Raw genomic sequence first — 17,368 nt, 5'->3', positions numbered from 1 at the left:
GGTTGTTAAACTTTTGGTAATTGGGGACAAAATTTTGGTTTGCTGGAAAAGGCTGGTTTTAAGGACTTAAATTTTCGTTTTTAAGTGCCCGAGCTTTTTGTTGGGCCTTTGCATTTTTTTAAAGTGGGCACTTTTGCAGGTCATGGTGAGGATGCCCTTAAAATTGGTTCTAACCATTTTTTGGATTTTGGCGGAGTTTCTAGTGGGAGCCAAACATCAACACCCAGCCTTCTTTTGAGTTGTTACCCAAACCCAATACTGGATCCCATCGATGCCATAACTGGTTTCGTCAACACATCGGATTTCNTGGCTGCTGGATGTACTTTAACCACTGTNGGGTCAAGGGTTCTAAACTTTCTGAAACCATTTTGTGCATTTTGGCAAGGCTCCCTTGAGAAATGGGAATGCCAAAGACATACTCTATAAAATGTTCCTGTTTACGCCATGTAAGATTACCCCCATAGCCAAGCCAGCCCACGATGCTACTTAATCGCGCCCCATAACTGAATCCTTCTTTAACTCCCAATGGAACAGGACTGTAATCTGACCATCCACAACTAGGACATTTATAGAATCCGCGACGATATTCCCTGATTTCTATGGGTTGGTCTACTACTTCAGCCACTTGCTGGACTTTTTCGGGAACTACTTCATCTCGTTCCACTGAACCCCCACAAACAGGACAGTTTTCTAGTTCTAAAGTGACTATCTTATCGGGCTGACCAAAACCATTACGGGTCTTCCCTGGGTGGTCATATTTTGGTCCGCGTTTAAATCCTTTTTTGCGTTTCTTTTTGTCAGAAGGCTTTTTTAGTGGGTCTGATGATGGGGGGACTGAACTGTTTTTTGAGTTACGGTTTTTTAGCTTATCTCTCTCTTCTTTCAATTTTTCAATTTCTTGCTGTTGTGTAGAGATTTGTTGTTGTTGCTGGTCAATCAGTCTTTGTTGAAGAGATAACTGTTGTTGTGCCTTGACTAGCCACTCAATCATGAAGACATTGTTCGCCAACTGTTCATCGGCGATAGCTCTAACTAGCTTTGAATCAATGGTAGCATTTGTGGTCATAACCCCCACTATACATAAAAATCCCCGATTTTACCTTTATGTTGTCAAGACAGATTCTTTATTGCGGTGAGCAATTACGTTTAATCCGAGATTATGAAGACCTTTATTATCCATTCAACTAAGTTGATTTTATTAGCATAACTACAGTATAGATAAATTAAAGCAAGGAATCCATTACATTCATCAAATGAACAAGATCATCGTTTAATTCTTGTGGCATTTCTTGCTGACTTAAATGATGTTCTAAAATGCCTTTAAGAGAGATTAATTTTAAACTATTTTCTGCTAGAGTGTTGCCGATCGCATCCACTCCCCCTAAATAACCGATCGCCCCTAGATCCATTAAAGCCGAACGACGCACCTGTAAGGTGGTTTCTTGCAATGCTGTGACCAATATTTCCCCATAAACGGGATCATTAGTCAATTGATATAATGCTCTCGCTGCTGCAAACTTCACCTTCGGTACAAAATGCTCTACAAAAGGCTCTATCAAAGAAATTGCGTTTTTTGCCTGTAAAGTTCCTAAAGCTTCTAATATTGCCTCATAAGGCTGAATGAGATGGGGTTTACCTTCCACCTGTTGTGCTGCTGCCACCCCACCATTTAACAAGGAAATCAACCCTGGAATTGCTTGTTGATCCCCCAACATTTCCAAAGACTGGGCCGCAGACTCTCTGACATAATAATCGGGACACTGTAACGCTTCGATCAAGGCCGGCACCACAGAAACGTCTCCCGACTTTCCTAACGCTTTGGCTGCGTTGCGTCGTAGGGGATAACCCCCATCAGGAGAGCGATCGCTATTATCTTCTAAAGCAGTTAATAAACCTTGAATAGCCACAGGTTCATTAACCCGAAACCGTCCGATCCACCAAGCTGCATAATACCTCGCGCTGGGGTCGTCGGTTTGCTGTAAATTGTTTAAAGCTTGTTCAATGGTATAGGCAGGATCATCGAGCAATCCTTGATCCGTTGGCGATCCTGTGCCGTTATTATCTTGGGAATAATCCACTATTACAAATTTTCTGATGGAGTTGTAGAGCTAAAATAGCGGTCTGAGAGACAACAAGACCTGGAGAAACAGAGGATTGCTAACTTCTTAAGCTAACAACCTTCAGCTTTTCCAGGTCATCTAGACAGTCTTGATGACTAGCTTAGTGCGTTGATTGCGTAATTGAGGTAGGAGTTAGCTTCACCAGCAGCATCCCCACTCAAACCATGATTAGCTTTAATGTACTTGAGAGCTTCAATGTACCAGCTAGGAGATAACTCAAAAGTACGGTTAATTTCGTCGATACCAGCGATGAGGTACTCATCCATAGGACCGGTTCCACCAGCTACTAAGCAATAAGTAACCATGCGGAGGTAGTAACCAATGTCACGAGCGCACTTGTCTTTACCACGTTGATCCGCAGCATAGGTAGGCCCTTGCATTTGGGTAGTGTAAGGGAATTTGGTGTAAACAGCATTAGCTGCACCTTGAATCAAGGCATCTTTCTTGGCAGTCAACTGTTTAGCCGCGTCTAAACTAGGGTTTGCACGTTTAAAACGTCCAAAGGCAGATTGGATCTCTGTGTTGCTTAAGAAGCGACCTTGAGAGTCAGCACTAGAAATCGCTTCGGTTAAGGGGGTTTTCATTTTTCTTTTATCTCCCGATTGTTTTGCTAAGTTTTCCTAGAATACCGTGTTGAAATCGTGTCAGAATTGCTTATGAACCACTAAAAGGTTTTTATTAAGCAACAGAAGCAGCAGCGCGATCGAAGTAACCTGCAATTTCCGCTGCAATGGCAGCACAATCTCCAGAAGTGATTCCAGTGGGATCGTTAACAATAGCTAAGGAAGCATCTTTCATTTTTTGAACGCCAGTGGCCACAGAAGATCCAGGAGTTCCCAACGCTAAATAAGTTTCGCGAAGTCCATTGAGACAACGATCTTCTAAAATACTTGCATCTCCGCTAAAGATAGAATAGGTGATATAGCGTAGGATAATTTCCATATCACGCAAGCAAGCAGCCATACGACGGCTAGTATAAGCATTTCCACCGGGATTAATTAATTGGGGTTGCTCTGCAAATAAAGCACGAGCAGCGTCAGCAACAATGCTAGAAGCGTTGCTGGTGATGCGGTTAACGGAATCCATGCGCTTGTTGCTCTCAGCTACCATGGCACTTAGAGCATCTATTTGAGAGGTAGATAGAAATTCACCACGGGCATCAGCCTGAGAAACAACTCTGGTAAATGCGTCAAACATTAAACTAATCTCCTAGTTTACTTAATCAGTTGAGTTAGGGTTAACAAAGGACTTCCATCCGGTTTGATCATGCTCTACATTCAGACCATAATCTCTATGGTTTCCGAAGGTCTTTACAAAAGTTTTCTTAAGAAACCTGAGAAACCTAGATGGCTGTCTCAGAATTATCAGAGGTGTTCGAGATGACTTCCATCTCTACTTGTCTCCCCTTCCAGTTAATTTTATACAATGTCTTTGCTCATTTGTTTATTACGTATTATTAAAAAAACGGAGGGGATTTGTAAACAAACGTTAAGAAAATGTCTATAAACCTTGATATTACTGAATTAGAGGCTGATCATGTTTTTTGTTTTTGTGCTGCTATTTCTTTTTGCGATCAATTGGCTGGCTTCCTATATCATGGCAATTATTCCTATTCATTTATTCACTTATTTAGGCTCTTTAGGTCAATTATTACTTTTAGGTATAGTTTTAATCGTGATTGCTTGGCTTTTTGGTGAATAGCTCCCCAAAGCTTGTAATGTTGCCAATTACAAAAAGCATAAATAGGGGGGTAAAGGAATAAATGCTGAATTGTTAAGAAAAATAAAATTTACAAGTTTGTGCAAATCATACCTGAAACTCCGTCGAGCGAGAGATAGCCAGTCCGTTTTAACTGCTGGCAGTGGAGCGAGATGATGGTTTTAACCATCAGTATTTAATTTAAGCTTATCAATACACTCCTCTAAAACTTGCGTCATAGTTTTGTCTTTTTGTTGGGCATAAAGTTTTAGTTTAGCTAACCTTTTGTCACTCAATCTAATTGTAAAGTTTTTCTTTACATATTGGCATTGCCATTGCGGAATGCTATAATCATAACATGAAGTATCAAACCCAGAAAATATTGTTAACAGGGAATATAGATGATGAGACTCACGCTTATCTTTTATGGTGTTGTGAGCAGTCTAATAAACTATATAACTCTGTTTTATTTACAATTCGTCAAGATTACTTTGAAAAATGTAATTACAAAACTTGGTTTGACAAAAATGATAATTACAGAAGAAGTCCTCGTTTAAGACGAGTTAAAATCAGTTACGCTCAACTCTGTAAGGATTTCAAGGATGACGTTCATTATCAAGCAATAGGAGGACAACAAGGACAACAGACTATTAAATCAGTAGTGGAAGCCATTAAAGGATATAACAAGCTTCTGCCAATGTGGTTTAGTGGGGAATTAAAAGATACACCTAGAATCCCAAGTTACCGTAAAAGAGGTCTTTATCAAGTTGCTTTTACCTCTCAAAATATTCGTTATGAACCATTAGAGGGAATTTGTTATTTACCTATTCCTAATTCTCAAAGAAAAGAATTAGAAACTCCATCAATTATTATTCCCAGTGGTGTTAATTTCCAATCTGAAGATATAGCAGAGGTTAGGGTTATTCCGAGCAATGGTAAGTTGTGGGCGGAATATGTCTATAAAACCCAGTTGCTTAAAGCTTCTAACCTTGATTATTCTCAGGGGCTAGGAATTGACCACGGTGTTGATAATTGGCTCAGTTGCATATCAACAAAAGGTAAATCCTTTATTGTTAATGGCAGAAAAATTAAGTCAATTAATCAACGGTATAATCGTTTCGTTGCTAAACAGAAACAAGGGAAAAGCCAAGAGTATTGGGATGAAAAATTAGACCAAGCTACCCATAAACGTAATTGTCAAATGAGAGATGCTGTTAATAAAGCAGCAAGATTTATTATCAATTACTGCTTAAAACATCAAATTGGAAATATCGTTTTCGGATGGAATGATGGGCAGAAAGAGTCAATTAATATTGGGAAGACTAATAATCAAAACTTTGTCCAAATTCCAACAGCAAGACTTAAAAACCGTATTCAAGAATTAGCAGAGTCAGTAGGTATCGTATTTACTGAAACTGAAGAAGCGTACAGTTCACGAGCAAGCTTTTTAGATGATGATTTAGTCCCGAAGCATGGTGAAAAACCCAAAGGGTACAAGTTTTCAGGAAAGCGAATCAAGCGTGGATTATATCAAACCGCTAGAGGATGGTTAGTCAATGCCGACACTCAAGCCGCAGCGAACTGTTTAAGAAAGGTAGCCACACAGCTAGGAATAAACCTAGCCAGGGTGGGCAAGGAAGTTTTGACTCTTCCCAAACGATATGATCTTAATCGTCTAACTCGATCATATCGTAAGCAAGCGGAAATGTGGCTTCAGCCCATTGAAGCTTAACCGCTTAGAATCCAGGCGTTTTTAAACCCTGGAGAAGTCAATATTTCCATAAGCTGTTAACCTGAGTTCGGAGTTCGGGGTTCGGGGTTCGGGGGTTTTTTCAAAATGTTAGGTGATTTCCACACTTGAATATACCTGCTTTTCCAATTATTCCCCCCTTAAAAAGGGGGGTTAGGGGGGATCGTAAGGGATCTCCTTTATCAGAAATCACCTTATAAAAAAGTATCGGAACGTTCACATACTAATATAGTTCCTCTTTCTCCCCGTGTGATGCGTAGTTCTTCGTCTAAATAAAGCACTTCTAGACGACCTTTGGGAGAACGTTTCATAGTAAAAGAAATTTCTCCCGTTTCTAAATTCATCCCTTGGGGTGGAACTAAACCAAACATAAACTTGAGAAAAACTGACGTTAACTGTTCACCCAAGCCTTATCTAAATAGCAAAAAGAAATATACTCACAATGACTATATTAATACAGTGAGCATATTATATTAATACAGTGAGTAGGATAATCACACTCCTCTTTATTAAACATTAAATCTAAATAAAACTACATCTCCTTCTTGCACCACATACTCTTTTCCTTCGCTACGAACTAACCCTTTTTCTTTAGCAACTGTCATGGTTTTACAAGCAACTAAATCCTCATAGGAAACGGTTTCAGCACGGATAAACCCCTTCTCAAAGTCTGTATGAATAACGCCGGCCGCCTGGGGTGCTTTCATCCCTGCCAAAATAGTCCAAGCGCGGGTTTCTTGTGGTCCGGTGGTTAAATAAGTTCTCAGTCCTAATAATTCATAAGTAGCTTGAATCAAAGATTGTAACCCCCCTTCTTTGACCCCTAAAGCTTCTAAATAATCTGCTTTTTCTTCTTCGGGAATTTCTACTAATTCTGATTCTACTTGTGCCGAAACAATCACCACTTTAGCTTTATCAGCAGTGGCAATTTTTCTTACTGCTTCTACCCATTCATTCCCTGTTGCTAGGTCATCTTCTGAGACATTGGCAGCGTAAATAATCGGTTTACGGGTGAGCAGTCCCAAAGACTTAATTAAATCTTCTTCTTCCTCCGTCAACTCCACATGGCGCGCTCCCATTCCTTCGTTGAGAGCAGCGAGAATCTTCTCTAAGGCTGGTATTTCTTCCTGACCTTCTTTTTTGCCCTTAACTTGCTTTCTTACCCTTTCTAGGCGTTTTTCAGTTTGAGTGAGATCAGCTAAGGCTAGTTCTAGGTTAATCACCTCGATATCTCTAGCAGGATCAACCGAACCGGAAACATGAATAATGTCATCATCATCGAAACAGCGAACCACGTGAACGATCGCATCTACTTCTCGTATATTGGCTAAAAACTGGTTACCTAGTCCTTCTCCTTTCGATGCACCTTGAACCAAACCTGCAATATCCACAAATTCCATGCGAGTGGGGACAATTTTCTGAGACTGGGAAAGTTCGGCTAAGACGGCTAAGCGTTCATCGGGAACCGAAACCACCCCTACATTGGGTTCGATGGTACAAAAGGGAAAATTAGCTGCGTCTGCCTTGGCATTGGCCACCAGCGCATTGAATAGGGTTGATTTACCGACGTTAGGGAGTCCAACGATTCCAGCTTTGAGCATCTATTTCTTCTTTTGTGTTTAATGATTCTTTATTTATTATCATTGATTTACGAAAAATGATCAACTCTTGGCTAATTAATCTCTGCTCATAGGCTTTAGTTATATTATAAAATAAAAGTAACTCAAAAGTTTTCAATAACAGGATTAAAATGATAACTATAGCAATCAGTAATGATATCTCAGAAGTGATAAACTATTATTAGGGCATAATCATATTATGCCCCTAAAAATAAAATGTTATAGAGATTGAACACTGTATTTTATAACCACTGACAACTGATTGCTATAGCTGGAAAATAAACAAGGAAAAATATGACAATATTACATGGAACTTGGATTGAAAATACCTCTGAAAAACATTTTTTTATTTGGGGGGAAACTTGGCGTTCTTTATCCTCTGATATTTCCTCAGATGATTCTATTTTAATGTATCCATTTTCTGTAGATAAACAGGGAATTATTGAACAATTAAACTCGAATAAGATTAAGATTGAAAAAAACAAAAATATTGAATCTGTTTCTCAAATATTTTATTTGCCTAGTAAATTTATTGCTAAATCGAAGCAAAGTATCCCTTTACTATCAACAGAATTAAAAGATAAAGATTTTGAACAAGGGGATATTCAGTTAATTGCTTGGAAAATCGAAGGGATAAAATTAAATGTTGATGATACAATTAATATTTTAAGTCAGTTACCGTTGGGATTAACCAATAATGACGAAAATTACATAGGCGATAATTTAAAATTTTGGACACATATTTATCGTTGGAGTCTAGATTTATTAACTAGAGGTAAATATTTACCGCAAATGGAAGAACAAGATAATAACTGTTATGGACAATGGGAACCTTTACTAGATAGTTTAGTTGATCAGCAACGGTTCTCTAAATTTATACAAACTATGCCAAATAGTTCTCTTGCTTATCATAATTTAATGGAGGGTGAATTATCCTCTTCTTTACTCAAACAAACTACTATTCTTGATTTTTTATCTACTATCATTAATCAACAAGTACGTCAATTTATTGATGTTGCTATTACCCCTAGTTCATTTATCCAAAAGTGGTTATACTCTTTAACACAAGACTTATCTAAATTTGAAGCATCAGAAGTTGAAAGAAAGGGATTAAAGAATGCTATTAATAATTGGAAATCTTCTTTAAGTGAATATATTATAAAGTCTGATAATCAACCATTAGGAATTAACCAGTTTCGTGTTTGTTTTAAACTAGAAAATCCAGCTAAAAGTGGTAAGAAATTAGAACAAAGTAATTGGCAGTTACACTACTATCTCCAAGCTTTAGATGATCCTAATTTTCTGATCTCTGCCAAGGTTATTTGGGAAAATCCTGTTACTAGATTAATCTGCAATAATAGAACAATTAATCATCCTCAAGAAACCTTGCTAAAAGGACTAGGTTTAGCTTCACGTCTATATTATCTAATTGAAGAAAGTTTACAAGACAATAAGCCTAGTTTTTCTGAGTTAGATCCCATACAAGTCTATGAATTTTTACGTTCAATTGCTAATATTCTTAAAGATAATGGCTTAGGGGTTATCTTACCAGCTAGTCTAGAGCAAGGAGTCGAAGAAAAACGCTTAGGAATTAGTCTAACCGCAGAAGTTAAGTCGAAAAAAGGACAAAGACTTAGCTTACAAAGTTTGTTAAGTTATAAGCTAAATTTAGCAATTGGTGATAAAACAATATCGAAAAAAGACTTTGAAAAACTATTAGCGCAAAAGTCACCTTTAGTTGAAGTAAAAGGAGAATGGATAGCATTACAACCTGCTGATGTCAAGGCCGCACAACAAATTTTAAATAAGTCCTATGATCCCCTAGAACTTTCTGTAGAAGATGCTTTACGCTTCAGCACAGGAGATATTTCAACTGTTGCCAAACTGCCGATTACTAACTTTGAAGCAAAAGGGGAATTAGCCAATCTAATTAATGCTATAAATAATAATGAATCAATCCCTATGATCGAAAATCCCAGAGGATTTAAAGGTCAATTACGTCCCTATCAACAGCGAGGAGTCGGTTGGTTATCGTTCTTAGAAAAATGGGGTTTAGGGGCTTGTCTTGCCGATGATATGGGATTAGGAAAAACACCACAATTAATTGGGTTTCTCTTACATTTAAGAAGCGAAGGAATGTTAGATCAACCTACCTTAGTTATTTGTCCTACATCTGTTTTAAATAACTGGGAAAGAGAAGTTCAAAAATTTGCCCCAACCCTTTCTACTTTGATTCATCATGGAGATAAACGTAGTAAAGGGAAAGCTTTTGTTAAAGCAGTTAGTAAAAAAAATGTTATCATTACTAGCTATTCTTTAATTTATCGAGATATTAAAAGCTTTGAACAGGTAGAATGGCAAGGTATTGTCTTAGATGAAGCACAAAATATAAAAAATCCCCAGGCAAAACAATCCCAAGCAGTGCGTCAAATTTCCACACAGTTTCGTATTGCTTTAACAGGAACTCCTGTAGAAAATCGCCTAACAGAATTATGGTCAATTCTTGACTTTCTTAACCCAGGATTTTTAGGGACACAGCAGTTTTTCCGTCGTCGTTTTGCCACTCCTATCGAAAAATATGGGGATAAAGAATCACTGCAAATTATGCGTTCTTTGGTACGTCCTTTCATTCTCAGACGATTGAAAACAGATAAAACTATTATTCAAGATTTACCCGAAAAACAAGAAATGACCATTTTTTGTGGGTTATCCTCAGAACAAGGAAAACTTTATCAACAATTAGTAGATAATTCTCTGGTAGCAATAGAAGAGAAAACAGGAATTGAACGCAAAGGCTTAATTTTAAGCTTACTGCTAAAACTCAAACAAATTTGTAACCATCCTGCTCATTTTCTCAAGCAAAAGAGCTTAAAAACAGCAGAACAATCTGGTAAATTATTAAGACTAGAAGAAATGCTAGAAGAATTAATCGAAGAAGGAGATCATGCTTTAATCTTTACCCAATTTTCTGAATGGGGTAAACTGCTGCAACCTTATTTACAGAAAAAATTTCAGCAAGACGTTCTCTTTTTGTATGGTGCTACTCGCAGAGTTCAAAGACAAGAAATGATCGATCGCTTTCAACAGGATCCCAACGGACCCAGAATTTTTATTCTCTCCTTAAAAGCAGGGGGAACCGGATTAAATTTAACCCGCGCTAACCATGTATTTCATATTGATCGTTGGTGGAACCCAGCAGTAGAAAATCAAGCAACCGATCGCGCGTTTCGTTTAGGACAAAAACGCAATGTTCAAGTACATAAATTTGTCTGTACAGGAACCCTAGAAGAAAAAATTAACGAAATGTTAGAAAGTAAACAAAAATTAGCCGAACAAACCGTTGACGCAGGGGAACAATGGTTGACAGAATTAGATACAGATCAACTGCGTAACCTCTTATTATTGGATCGAGATACCATTATTGACGAACAATAATTAGACAAAGCCGTCGACTATAATGGAATTGTAGATGAGCAAGATCAAGGAAAAATTTTATGTTGAAATCTCTTGTGGTGGGAGGTGTGGTAATGGTGGGATTAATGATCCCTACTGTCGCTTACGGTCAATTTAACGGCCCCATATCTCCAACTGTAGAAACAGAGACCACCGTTGATCCCAAAGTCAGTCCTTTGGAGTTACAACAATTTGTACAGGTGATTAAGCAGTTTCAACGTATTGAAACAGTGGTACAACGACAAATGGCCAAAGCTATTCAAAAAGAAGGATTAACCCCTGAACGATTCATGGAAATTAATCAAAGTCAAAGACAGTTGCGATCGGAGTCTGTTAATTCCTCAGAAGACCTAGAAAAATTCAGAAAAATTGTCGTAAAGTTTCAAGAAATTATGGATGATGCTGAAGAAAAGCGACAAAGTACCGTGGCAACTCAAGGACTAGAATTAGAACGATTTTTAGAAATTGAAAAAATTGTCTCTGGCAATCGACAATTACAAGCAAAAGTAGAACGAATGTTAGGCAATTAGACAATAAAGACAATAAAAATAATTCTCTTTATTGTCTCATTTAATAGTTAAGCTATAGTCTTCGTCATCGCTTAAAAAAGCCCAATCAAAGTCTTTTTCAGATTTGAGGGCTTTTCTTATTTCTGTTAAATTTGCTTCAATTTTAACTCTTTTAAATTCATCGGGAAGTTCTTCTGGTTTCACTTTTAAACAAATACTAGGTTGTTTTTTTCTCATCGATAATTTACAACTTACTCCCTCAATTTTTGTTTTATTAACCCTCTGCATTTCTCTAATTAAATATTCCCGTAGTTTATCCCCTTGCTTTTCACTCATACTAGCTAAGACTCTTAAACGTTTTGCTTCAGCTTTTCTCGCTTCTGTGATCGCTTCTAAATACTTAATATAATGGGCAACTTTTTCAGCTTTTTCATCAAAGTTTGTGTCAGCAGTTAACCACTCAGAAAATAGTTGATTGATTTTACTTTCTTTTTCTTCTTCGCTTAAATCTTCAGAATCTTGCAGTCGATTAATTAAGTTTTCTAGTTCAATAATTTCTTGAGAAATATTCCAAAGGGTATGATTAGGTTGGTTCATTTATTACTGCCTTTCTATTGTGTTATTATATATTAGTTTAAATGATTTTAACTATCTTTGCTTCCTTGTTTACCAAATAAAAAACCAATAACTCCCGTTGCTAAGGATGTTAAGGTAGTTCTCGCCCAACTTTTTTCATCATTATCAGCTTTAGGATCTGAATAAATAGCAATCTCGAATTATCTTATGACTCTCCTAGAAAACATCAAAAACGATTATCAAACCTTTCCCAATAACCAAACCTATTCTATTTACGCTGACAATGTGTATTTTAAAGACCCCATGACTGAGTTTACAGGAGTCAAACGCTATCAAGAAATGATCCAATTTATGTCAACTTGGTTCAAAAATATTGACTTAGAATTGCACAATATCTATCAAAGTGATAATATTATTCACACCCAATGGACCCTACACTGGACTACACCTCTACCCTGGAAACCCCCTATTTCCATCCCAGGACGTAGCGAAATGACCTTTAATGAGCAAAACCTCATTATCTCCCATATTGACTACTGGAATTGTTCTCGTTGGGATGTGCTGAAACAACATTTTGTCCCAAATCCTTCATAATAAGAATAAGTAATGTAAATTTTTCTGAAAAAATCATGCGTGTAATTCTCATGACTGGTAAAGGGGGAGTTGGTAAAACTTCCGTCGCTGCGGCCACTGGCCTGAGATGTGCTGAGTTAGGGTACAAAACTCTAGTTTTAAGTACCGATCCGGCCCATTCTCTAGCGGATAGTTTTGATTTAGAATTGGGACATGAAGCTCGTTCCGTGGGTCCCAACCTTTGGGGTGCCGAACTAGACGCATTAATGGAACTAGAAGGGAACTGGGGAGCGGTGAAACGGTATATTACCCAGGTATTACAAGCTAGGGGACTCGATGGGGTTCAAGCGGAAGAATTAGCTATTTTACCCGGGATGGATGAAATTTTTGGCTTAGTTCGCATGAAACGCCACTACGACGAGGGAGAGTACGATGTTTTAATTATCGACTCGGCCCCTACAGGGACTGCTTTACGTCTGCTGAGTATTCCTGAAGTGGGAGGCTGGTATATGAGAAGATTTTATAAACCGTTACAAAGGATGTCCGTGGCCTTGCGTCCTTTGGTAGAACCGTTATTCAGACCGATCGCCGGGTTTTCTTTACCAGATAAAGAGGTAATGGACGCACCTTACGAATTTTACGAGCAGATCGAAGAATTAGAAAAGGTTCTGACAGATAACAAGCAAACTACTGTCCGTTTAGTGACAAACCCCGAAAAAATGGTTATCAAAGAATCTTTACGGGCCCATGCTTATCTCAGTTTGTATAATGTTTCTACAGATTTAGTAGTTGCTAACCGTATTATTCCCGAAACTGTTAATGATCCTTTCTTTGAAAAATGGAAAAATAATCAACAAATTTATAAGCAAGAAATTCATGAAAATTTCCATCCATTACCAGTGAAAGAAGTGCCATTATTTTCTCAAGAAATGTGTGGCATGGAAGCATTAGAAAGACTGAAAGAAACCCTTTATAAAGATGAAGATCCAGCGCAAGTTTATCATCAAGAAGACACCATCAGGGTTGTACAAGATGGTCAAAATTACAGCTTAGAATTGTATTTGCCAGGGATTCCTAAAGAAAAGGTACAACTTAATAAAACAGGGGATGAATTGAATATCAGAATTGGTAATCATCGCCGTAATTTAGTTCTGCCGCAAGCTTTAGCTGCTTTGAAACCTTCGGGAGCAAAAATGGAAGAAGATTTCTTGAAAATTCGTTTTAGTAGTATAGTGGCTGCTAAGGCGTAGGTTTTAAACCAAAATTGTAGGGTCTTAAATAAGATTAAGCCCCTACATTAATATGATTTATTGCTGTTTGTTAAACTAAATAATAATCAAATAGATTTAACCGTCATTCCCTATTAAAAATAATCTCAAACATAATGTCAATTCTTACCGGAAAAACCCAACTATTAGGAATCATTGGTGATCCCGTCGAACATTCTTTATCTCCTGTAATGCAAAACGCAGCCATCCAACATTTAGGGGTAGATTACATTTATATTCCTTTCCCTGTTAAACCCGAAAATTTAGCCATCGCTTTAGATGGTTTTGCCAACATCGGGGTTATGGGGTTTAATGCAACCATTCCCCATAAACAAGCCATCATCCCTCTATTATCAGAGATTACTACAACCGCCCAATTAGTGGGAGCCGTTAACACCGTTTGGCGTACAGAAACAGGGTGGAAAGGGACAAACACCGATGTTATGGGCTTTTTAGCCCCCCTGAAACCCCTCAAACGCCCCTGGAACACCCTTAAACCCATTATCCTCGGAAATGGGGGCGCAGCAAGGGCAGTGGTGGTAGGATTAGCAGAATTGGGCTGCCCCGAAATTGCCGTTTTGGGACGAGATCAAGGCAAGTTAGAGGAATTTAAGCAAAGTTGGCATAATAGCGATCTTAAAGCCTCCGTAACCGTTCACTCCTGGGATGAATTATCGGGGTTGGTATCAGAAAGCCAGTTAATTGTGAATAGCACACCCATCGGGATGTTTCCCCATACAGATAACTCTCCCGTTGACAGTCATATCTGGGGGAAATGTCCTGAGAATGCCATCGCCTACGACTTAATTTATAATCCCAGTCCTACTCAATTTCTTAAAGACGCACAACAACAGGGATTAAAGATTGTTGATGGCTTAGATATGTTAGTTTATCAAGGAGCAGCAGCCTTAGAAATTTGGGTAGAAAAATCAGCCCCTGGAGAAGTGATGAGTCAAGCTTTGAAACAATATCTTTTTACCTAATTTTATCTAGCTATCACCTTTTTCTATTAAATCATTACGCTATAATAAATAGGGAAGTTAGTTAATCAAGAATTTACAGTAAAGAATTATGACCCAAGCAATTGACCAAAATCCCATAATTTTAGATAAGTTTCATCGTTTAACCCCAGAACAACAAAAACAAATTATTGATTTTATGGACTTTTTGTTAGCGAAAACCAAACAAAAAGAAGCTATCGAATCTGATGAAACGTATATTTCAGCTTTAGAAGCAGCAGGAGAGGTTTTCGGATCTGTCGACTGGGGTCCAGGAGATTTAGCAAGTAATAAGAAATATCTTGACGGGTTAAAATAAAAATGAGATAAAGGGTTATTTTAGATACCGGTCCGTTAGTCGCATTAATTAATCGACGTGAACAGTTTCATCATTGGACAAAAGAACAATTTTCTTATGAGTTGGATGGAGGAAATACGGGGTTAGCGTCGCAAATGTCTAACAATGCGAAGGAGTTATTAAATTATTTTTCGGTGTTGGTTGGGGGGAAGTTATTAAGTTCAGAATTGATTGCTTATGGACATTTGGAAGGGGAATATATTTATTATCCTATTAGTCGATCGCCTAGATATTTTGGGGGAAGTAGTGGACGGGGAAGGGTTGGTTTTGGTAATGCTCAAAGTGCGATTGTGGAAGGGATAATTTATCAGTTAACAACGACTCGTTTTGAAGGGGGAGATTTATATCTAAAACGTGCATTAAAGAACATTCAGTTACATGGAAATAGTCGGCCAGTTAGTGTTAATACAGTTGATAAGTTAATTGATGTTGTTCAAGTTGCGCAGATCAAGTCTATACCGTCACCGGTAGCAAAGGTAACGATGTATTAACTACCATTGACAATAATAACTTAGGTGTAGTAGCAAATGGAGGCGATCGCAACGATATCCTCACCGGAGGAGATGGTGACGATGTGATTACAGGGGGAGAAGGAAGCGATCGCATTTTCGCAAAGGGAGGAGACGACATTATCACCATCGACGGATGGGATAACCTCAATTATATCGACGGAGGAGAAGGAACTGATGTATTAATCATCGAAGGAGACGATCCGGTGTCTCTATCTTTAAGTGACTTAAACGTGGAAATTGTGACAGGTAACGCAGGAGATAATATATTTAGTTATGAGGGGACATCTTCTATTGTCATCGAAAGTGAAGGAGGAAGTAACGATGACATTCTTAACGGTGGAGAAGGGGACGACACCATGACAGGAGGAGAGGGAAACGATATCTTTGTTTATGACACCTTAAACGATTCTACCGTAACTAATCCCGATATTATCACTGATTTTGAAGTAGGAAAAGATAAAATTGACCTATCTAGAGTTTCGATTAATGATTTTAATCAATTAACCATTGAGCAAAATAATCAACAAACCTCAATTTATTCTACAGTTAATGATAGCAATTTTTTAGTGAATTTAGAAGAAAATATTGGTCTAAGCCAAGATAATTTTATTTTCTTGATCACCTTTGGGATAGCCAGTAATAATGTTAAATACACATTAGATATTGACGGAAATAGAATTATTGAACAACAAGATCATAATTTAAGAAATATATATTATTCTAGATTTGACAAAACAGAATTTGATTTTTTGATCAATAATAATCCCAATGACTTAATCGGAGAAAATGCTACTCGTGCCGATGCTAATTCAATTTTTAATTATTTTGATGAAATGGATAGTTTACTAGATATCGATGGTAACAATCTAATTGAACCACAAGATCATAATTTAATTAATTTATATGGGTCTGGATTAGATGTAATAGAATTTGGTTTTTTAATTGAAAATTTTTCTAATGATTTAATAGGAGCAAATGCAACTCGGAATGATGCTAGTTCAATATTTGCCTATTTTGAAACGATTGTTTTATAAATAGTTTAAATCAACCTTGAAAATGTGATTAATTGAGATTAGGAGTACCTCAGAATGACACTTTAGGAATGCGTGACTTTAACCAACTCAACCCTACCCACCCCCGCCCCTCCCAGGAGGGGAATGCGCGAATTTAGAATTAATTTTTGTGTCCATTATCCATTGTTCATTCTTGATCATCCATTAATCGATCCATTTCTCTGAATAGTTGCTAAGATGCTAGGAACCATTGAATATAGATTAACCATCTATGGAGACTGATGGCTAAATGTAATTTATTCTGAAAATAACAAAATGCTTAAACAATTATTATTGAAAGGGTGTGTTGGTGCAGTAATCTGTGTGAGTGGTTTAGGGGTGTTTTCCCCTTCTAGTCAAGCAACAGAGGCGATCACTCAGTCTTCTTCTCCAACACTCATAGCTGAAGCAATTTCACGACCAGAATTAGAACAATTTGCTAAGGCGATCGCAAACTTACGGGCGATCGATGAGGAAACTCGCTCCAAAATGATCGAAGCAGTTCAAGCAAATGGAATGTCTCCTGAAGAGTTTATGGAAATTGGTCAACAAGAAGAAGGTGAAAGAAATCTTTCTGAGGAACAACAAGCTCAATTTGACACAGCTTTAGAAGCAGTGAGAGACCTTAATGAAGAAGATCGCCAGAAAAAACGAGTTGCTGTTGAAGAAGCTGGTTTAAAAATCTCACGGTTTAATGAAATCGGCAAAATTGTTGAGAGCGATTCCGATTTACAAAAACAAGTGGTTGAAATCTTGTCCCGTTAAGTAGCCAAAGTCTTTTCTATCCAGTCAATCCGCCCTCCATAACCTTCCATTGGTTTGCAGGTAGGCTTTTGTATGTGAAAATAGTTGAAAATTCATCTTTTATCATTATCCAAACTG

At 37.6% G+C, this 17,368-nt stretch carries 16 protein-coding genes and 1 pseudogene; 10 read left to right on the top strand and 7 right to left on the bottom strand.

What is annotated here, in order from left to right:
- Positions 1 to 69 precede the first annotated feature (69 nt).
- The 4 genes and pseudogenes from CWATDRAFT_RS16185 to CWATDRAFT_RS16170 form a co-directional block, all read right to left on the bottom strand.
- Positions 70 to 1,075: pseudogene (locus tag CWATDRAFT_RS16185) on the bottom strand (IS66 family transposase); the annotation flags it as partial.
- Between the two features lie 148 nt (positions 1,076 to 1,223).
- Positions 1,224 to 2,081: a HEAT repeat domain-containing protein gene (locus CWATDRAFT_RS16180; RefSeq protein WP_042711663.1), complete on the bottom strand. Its 858-nt coding sequence runs from the start codon at positions 2,079 to 2,081 to the stop codon at positions 1,224 to 1,226.
- A gap of 134 nt (positions 2,082 to 2,215) precedes the next feature.
- Entirely contained in the window at positions 2,216 to 2,704 is a 489-nt protein-coding gene (gene cpcA / locus CWATDRAFT_RS16175) for a phycocyanin subunit alpha (RefSeq protein ID WP_007306014.1), read from the bottom strand.
- Positions 2,705 to 2,798: 94 nt separating this feature from the next.
- On the bottom strand, positions 2,799 to 3,317 hold the full coding sequence (locus tag CWATDRAFT_RS16170; protein WP_007306013.1) for a phycocyanin subunit beta: 519 nt from the start codon (positions 3,315 to 3,317) through the stop codon (positions 2,799 to 2,801).
- 859 nt (positions 3,318 to 4,176) lie between these two features.
- On the opposite strand from CWATDRAFT_RS16170, the gene CWATDRAFT_RS16165 reads away from it, so the two are divergent.
- Complete coding sequence (locus CWATDRAFT_RS16165) at positions 4,177 to 5,550, top strand: RNA-guided endonuclease InsQ/TnpB family protein (RefSeq protein WP_007306017.1); 1,374 nt, start codon at positions 4,177 to 4,179, stop codon at positions 5,548 to 5,550.
- A 212-nt stretch (positions 5,551 to 5,762) separates the two neighbouring features.
- On the opposite strand, the gene CWATDRAFT_RS33865 is transcribed toward CWATDRAFT_RS16165, so the two are convergent.
- Together CWATDRAFT_RS33865 and ychF are read right to left on the bottom strand one after the other, a co-directional pair.
- Positions 5,763 to 5,939, bottom strand: coding sequence for a PAP/fibrillin family protein (locus CWATDRAFT_RS33865; protein WP_007311226.1), 177 nt, complete (start codon positions 5,937 to 5,939; stop codon positions 5,763 to 5,765).
- A 138-nt stretch (positions 5,940 to 6,077) separates the two neighbouring features.
- On the bottom strand, positions 6,078 to 7,169 hold the full coding sequence (ychF, locus tag CWATDRAFT_RS16160) for a redox-regulated ATPase YchF (RefSeq protein WP_007306012.1): 1,092 nt from the start codon (positions 7,167 to 7,169) through the stop codon (positions 6,078 to 6,080).
- Positions 7,170 to 7,481: 312 nt separating this feature from the next.
- Between ychF and CWATDRAFT_RS16155 the strand changes: the two genes are divergently transcribed.
- Together CWATDRAFT_RS16155 and CWATDRAFT_RS16150 are read left to right on the top strand one after the other, a co-directional pair.
- Positions 7,482 to 10,622: a DEAD/DEAH box helicase gene (locus CWATDRAFT_RS16155; RefSeq protein ID WP_007306018.1), complete on the top strand. Its 3,141-nt coding sequence runs from the start codon at positions 7,482 to 7,484 to the stop codon at positions 10,620 to 10,622.
- A 59-nt stretch (positions 10,623 to 10,681) separates the two neighbouring features.
- Entirely contained in the window at positions 10,682 to 11,170 is a 489-nt protein-coding gene (locus CWATDRAFT_RS16150; protein WP_007306019.1) for a DUF4168 domain-containing protein, read from the top strand.
- A 36-nt stretch (positions 11,171 to 11,206) separates the two neighbouring features.
- Here the strand turns inward: CWATDRAFT_RS16150 and CWATDRAFT_RS16145 are convergent, their stop codons facing one another.
- Complete coding sequence (locus CWATDRAFT_RS16145) at positions 11,207 to 11,746, bottom strand: siphovirus Gp157 family protein (RefSeq protein ID WP_007306011.1); 540 nt, start codon at positions 11,744 to 11,746, stop codon at positions 11,207 to 11,209.
- A 186-nt stretch (positions 11,747 to 11,932) separates the two neighbouring features.
- On the opposite strand from CWATDRAFT_RS16145, the gene CWATDRAFT_RS16140 reads away from it, so the two are divergent.
- The 7 genes from CWATDRAFT_RS16140 to CWATDRAFT_RS16110 all read left to right on the top strand — a co-directional run bounded on the left by CWATDRAFT_RS16140 (position 11,933) and on the right by CWATDRAFT_RS16110 (position 17,251).
- Positions 11,933 to 12,319: a DUF2358 domain-containing protein gene (locus CWATDRAFT_RS16140; RefSeq protein ID WP_007306020.1), complete on the top strand. Its 387-nt coding sequence runs from the start codon at positions 11,933 to 11,935 to the stop codon at positions 12,317 to 12,319.
- A gap of 35 nt (positions 12,320 to 12,354) precedes the next feature.
- Positions 12,355 to 13,548: a TRC40/GET3/ArsA family transport-energizing ATPase gene (locus CWATDRAFT_RS16135; RefSeq protein ID WP_007306021.1), complete on the top strand. Its 1,194-nt coding sequence runs from the start codon at positions 12,355 to 12,357 to the stop codon at positions 13,546 to 13,548.
- 134 nt (positions 13,549 to 13,682) lie between these two features.
- Positions 13,683 to 14,549 (top strand): shikimate dehydrogenase, encoded by an 867-nt coding sequence (locus CWATDRAFT_RS16130; RefSeq protein ID WP_007306022.1) that lies wholly within the window; start codon positions 13,683 to 13,685, stop codon positions 14,547 to 14,549.
- 88 nt (positions 14,550 to 14,637) lie between these two features.
- Positions 14,638 to 14,883 (top strand): hypothetical protein, encoded by a 246-nt coding sequence (locus tag CWATDRAFT_RS16125; protein WP_007306023.1) that lies wholly within the window; start codon positions 14,638 to 14,640, stop codon positions 14,881 to 14,883.
- 134 nt (positions 14,884 to 15,017) lie between these two features.
- Complete coding sequence (locus CWATDRAFT_RS38610) at positions 15,018 to 15,413, top strand: hypothetical protein (RefSeq protein WP_007306024.1); 396 nt, start codon at positions 15,018 to 15,020, stop codon at positions 15,411 to 15,413.
- A gap of 5 nt (positions 15,414 to 15,418) precedes the next feature.
- Positions 15,419 to 16,468 (top strand): M10 family metallopeptidase C-terminal domain-containing protein, encoded by a 1,050-nt coding sequence (locus CWATDRAFT_RS16115; RefSeq protein ID WP_412093228.1) that lies wholly within the window; start codon positions 15,419 to 15,421, stop codon positions 16,466 to 16,468.
- A gap of 294 nt (positions 16,469 to 16,762) precedes the next feature.
- Entirely contained in the window at positions 16,763 to 17,251 is a 489-nt protein-coding gene (locus CWATDRAFT_RS16110) for a DUF4168 domain-containing protein (protein ID WP_007306026.1), read from the top strand.
- Positions 17,252 to 17,368 lie beyond the last annotated feature (117 nt).

Source organism: Crocosphaera watsonii WH 8501, assembly GCF_000167195.1.
Taxonomy (GTDB): Bacteria; Cyanobacteriota; Cyanobacteriia; order Cyanobacteriales; family Microcystaceae; genus Crocosphaera; species Crocosphaera watsonii.
This window is presented reverse-complemented; position numbering and strand designations above follow the sequence as displayed.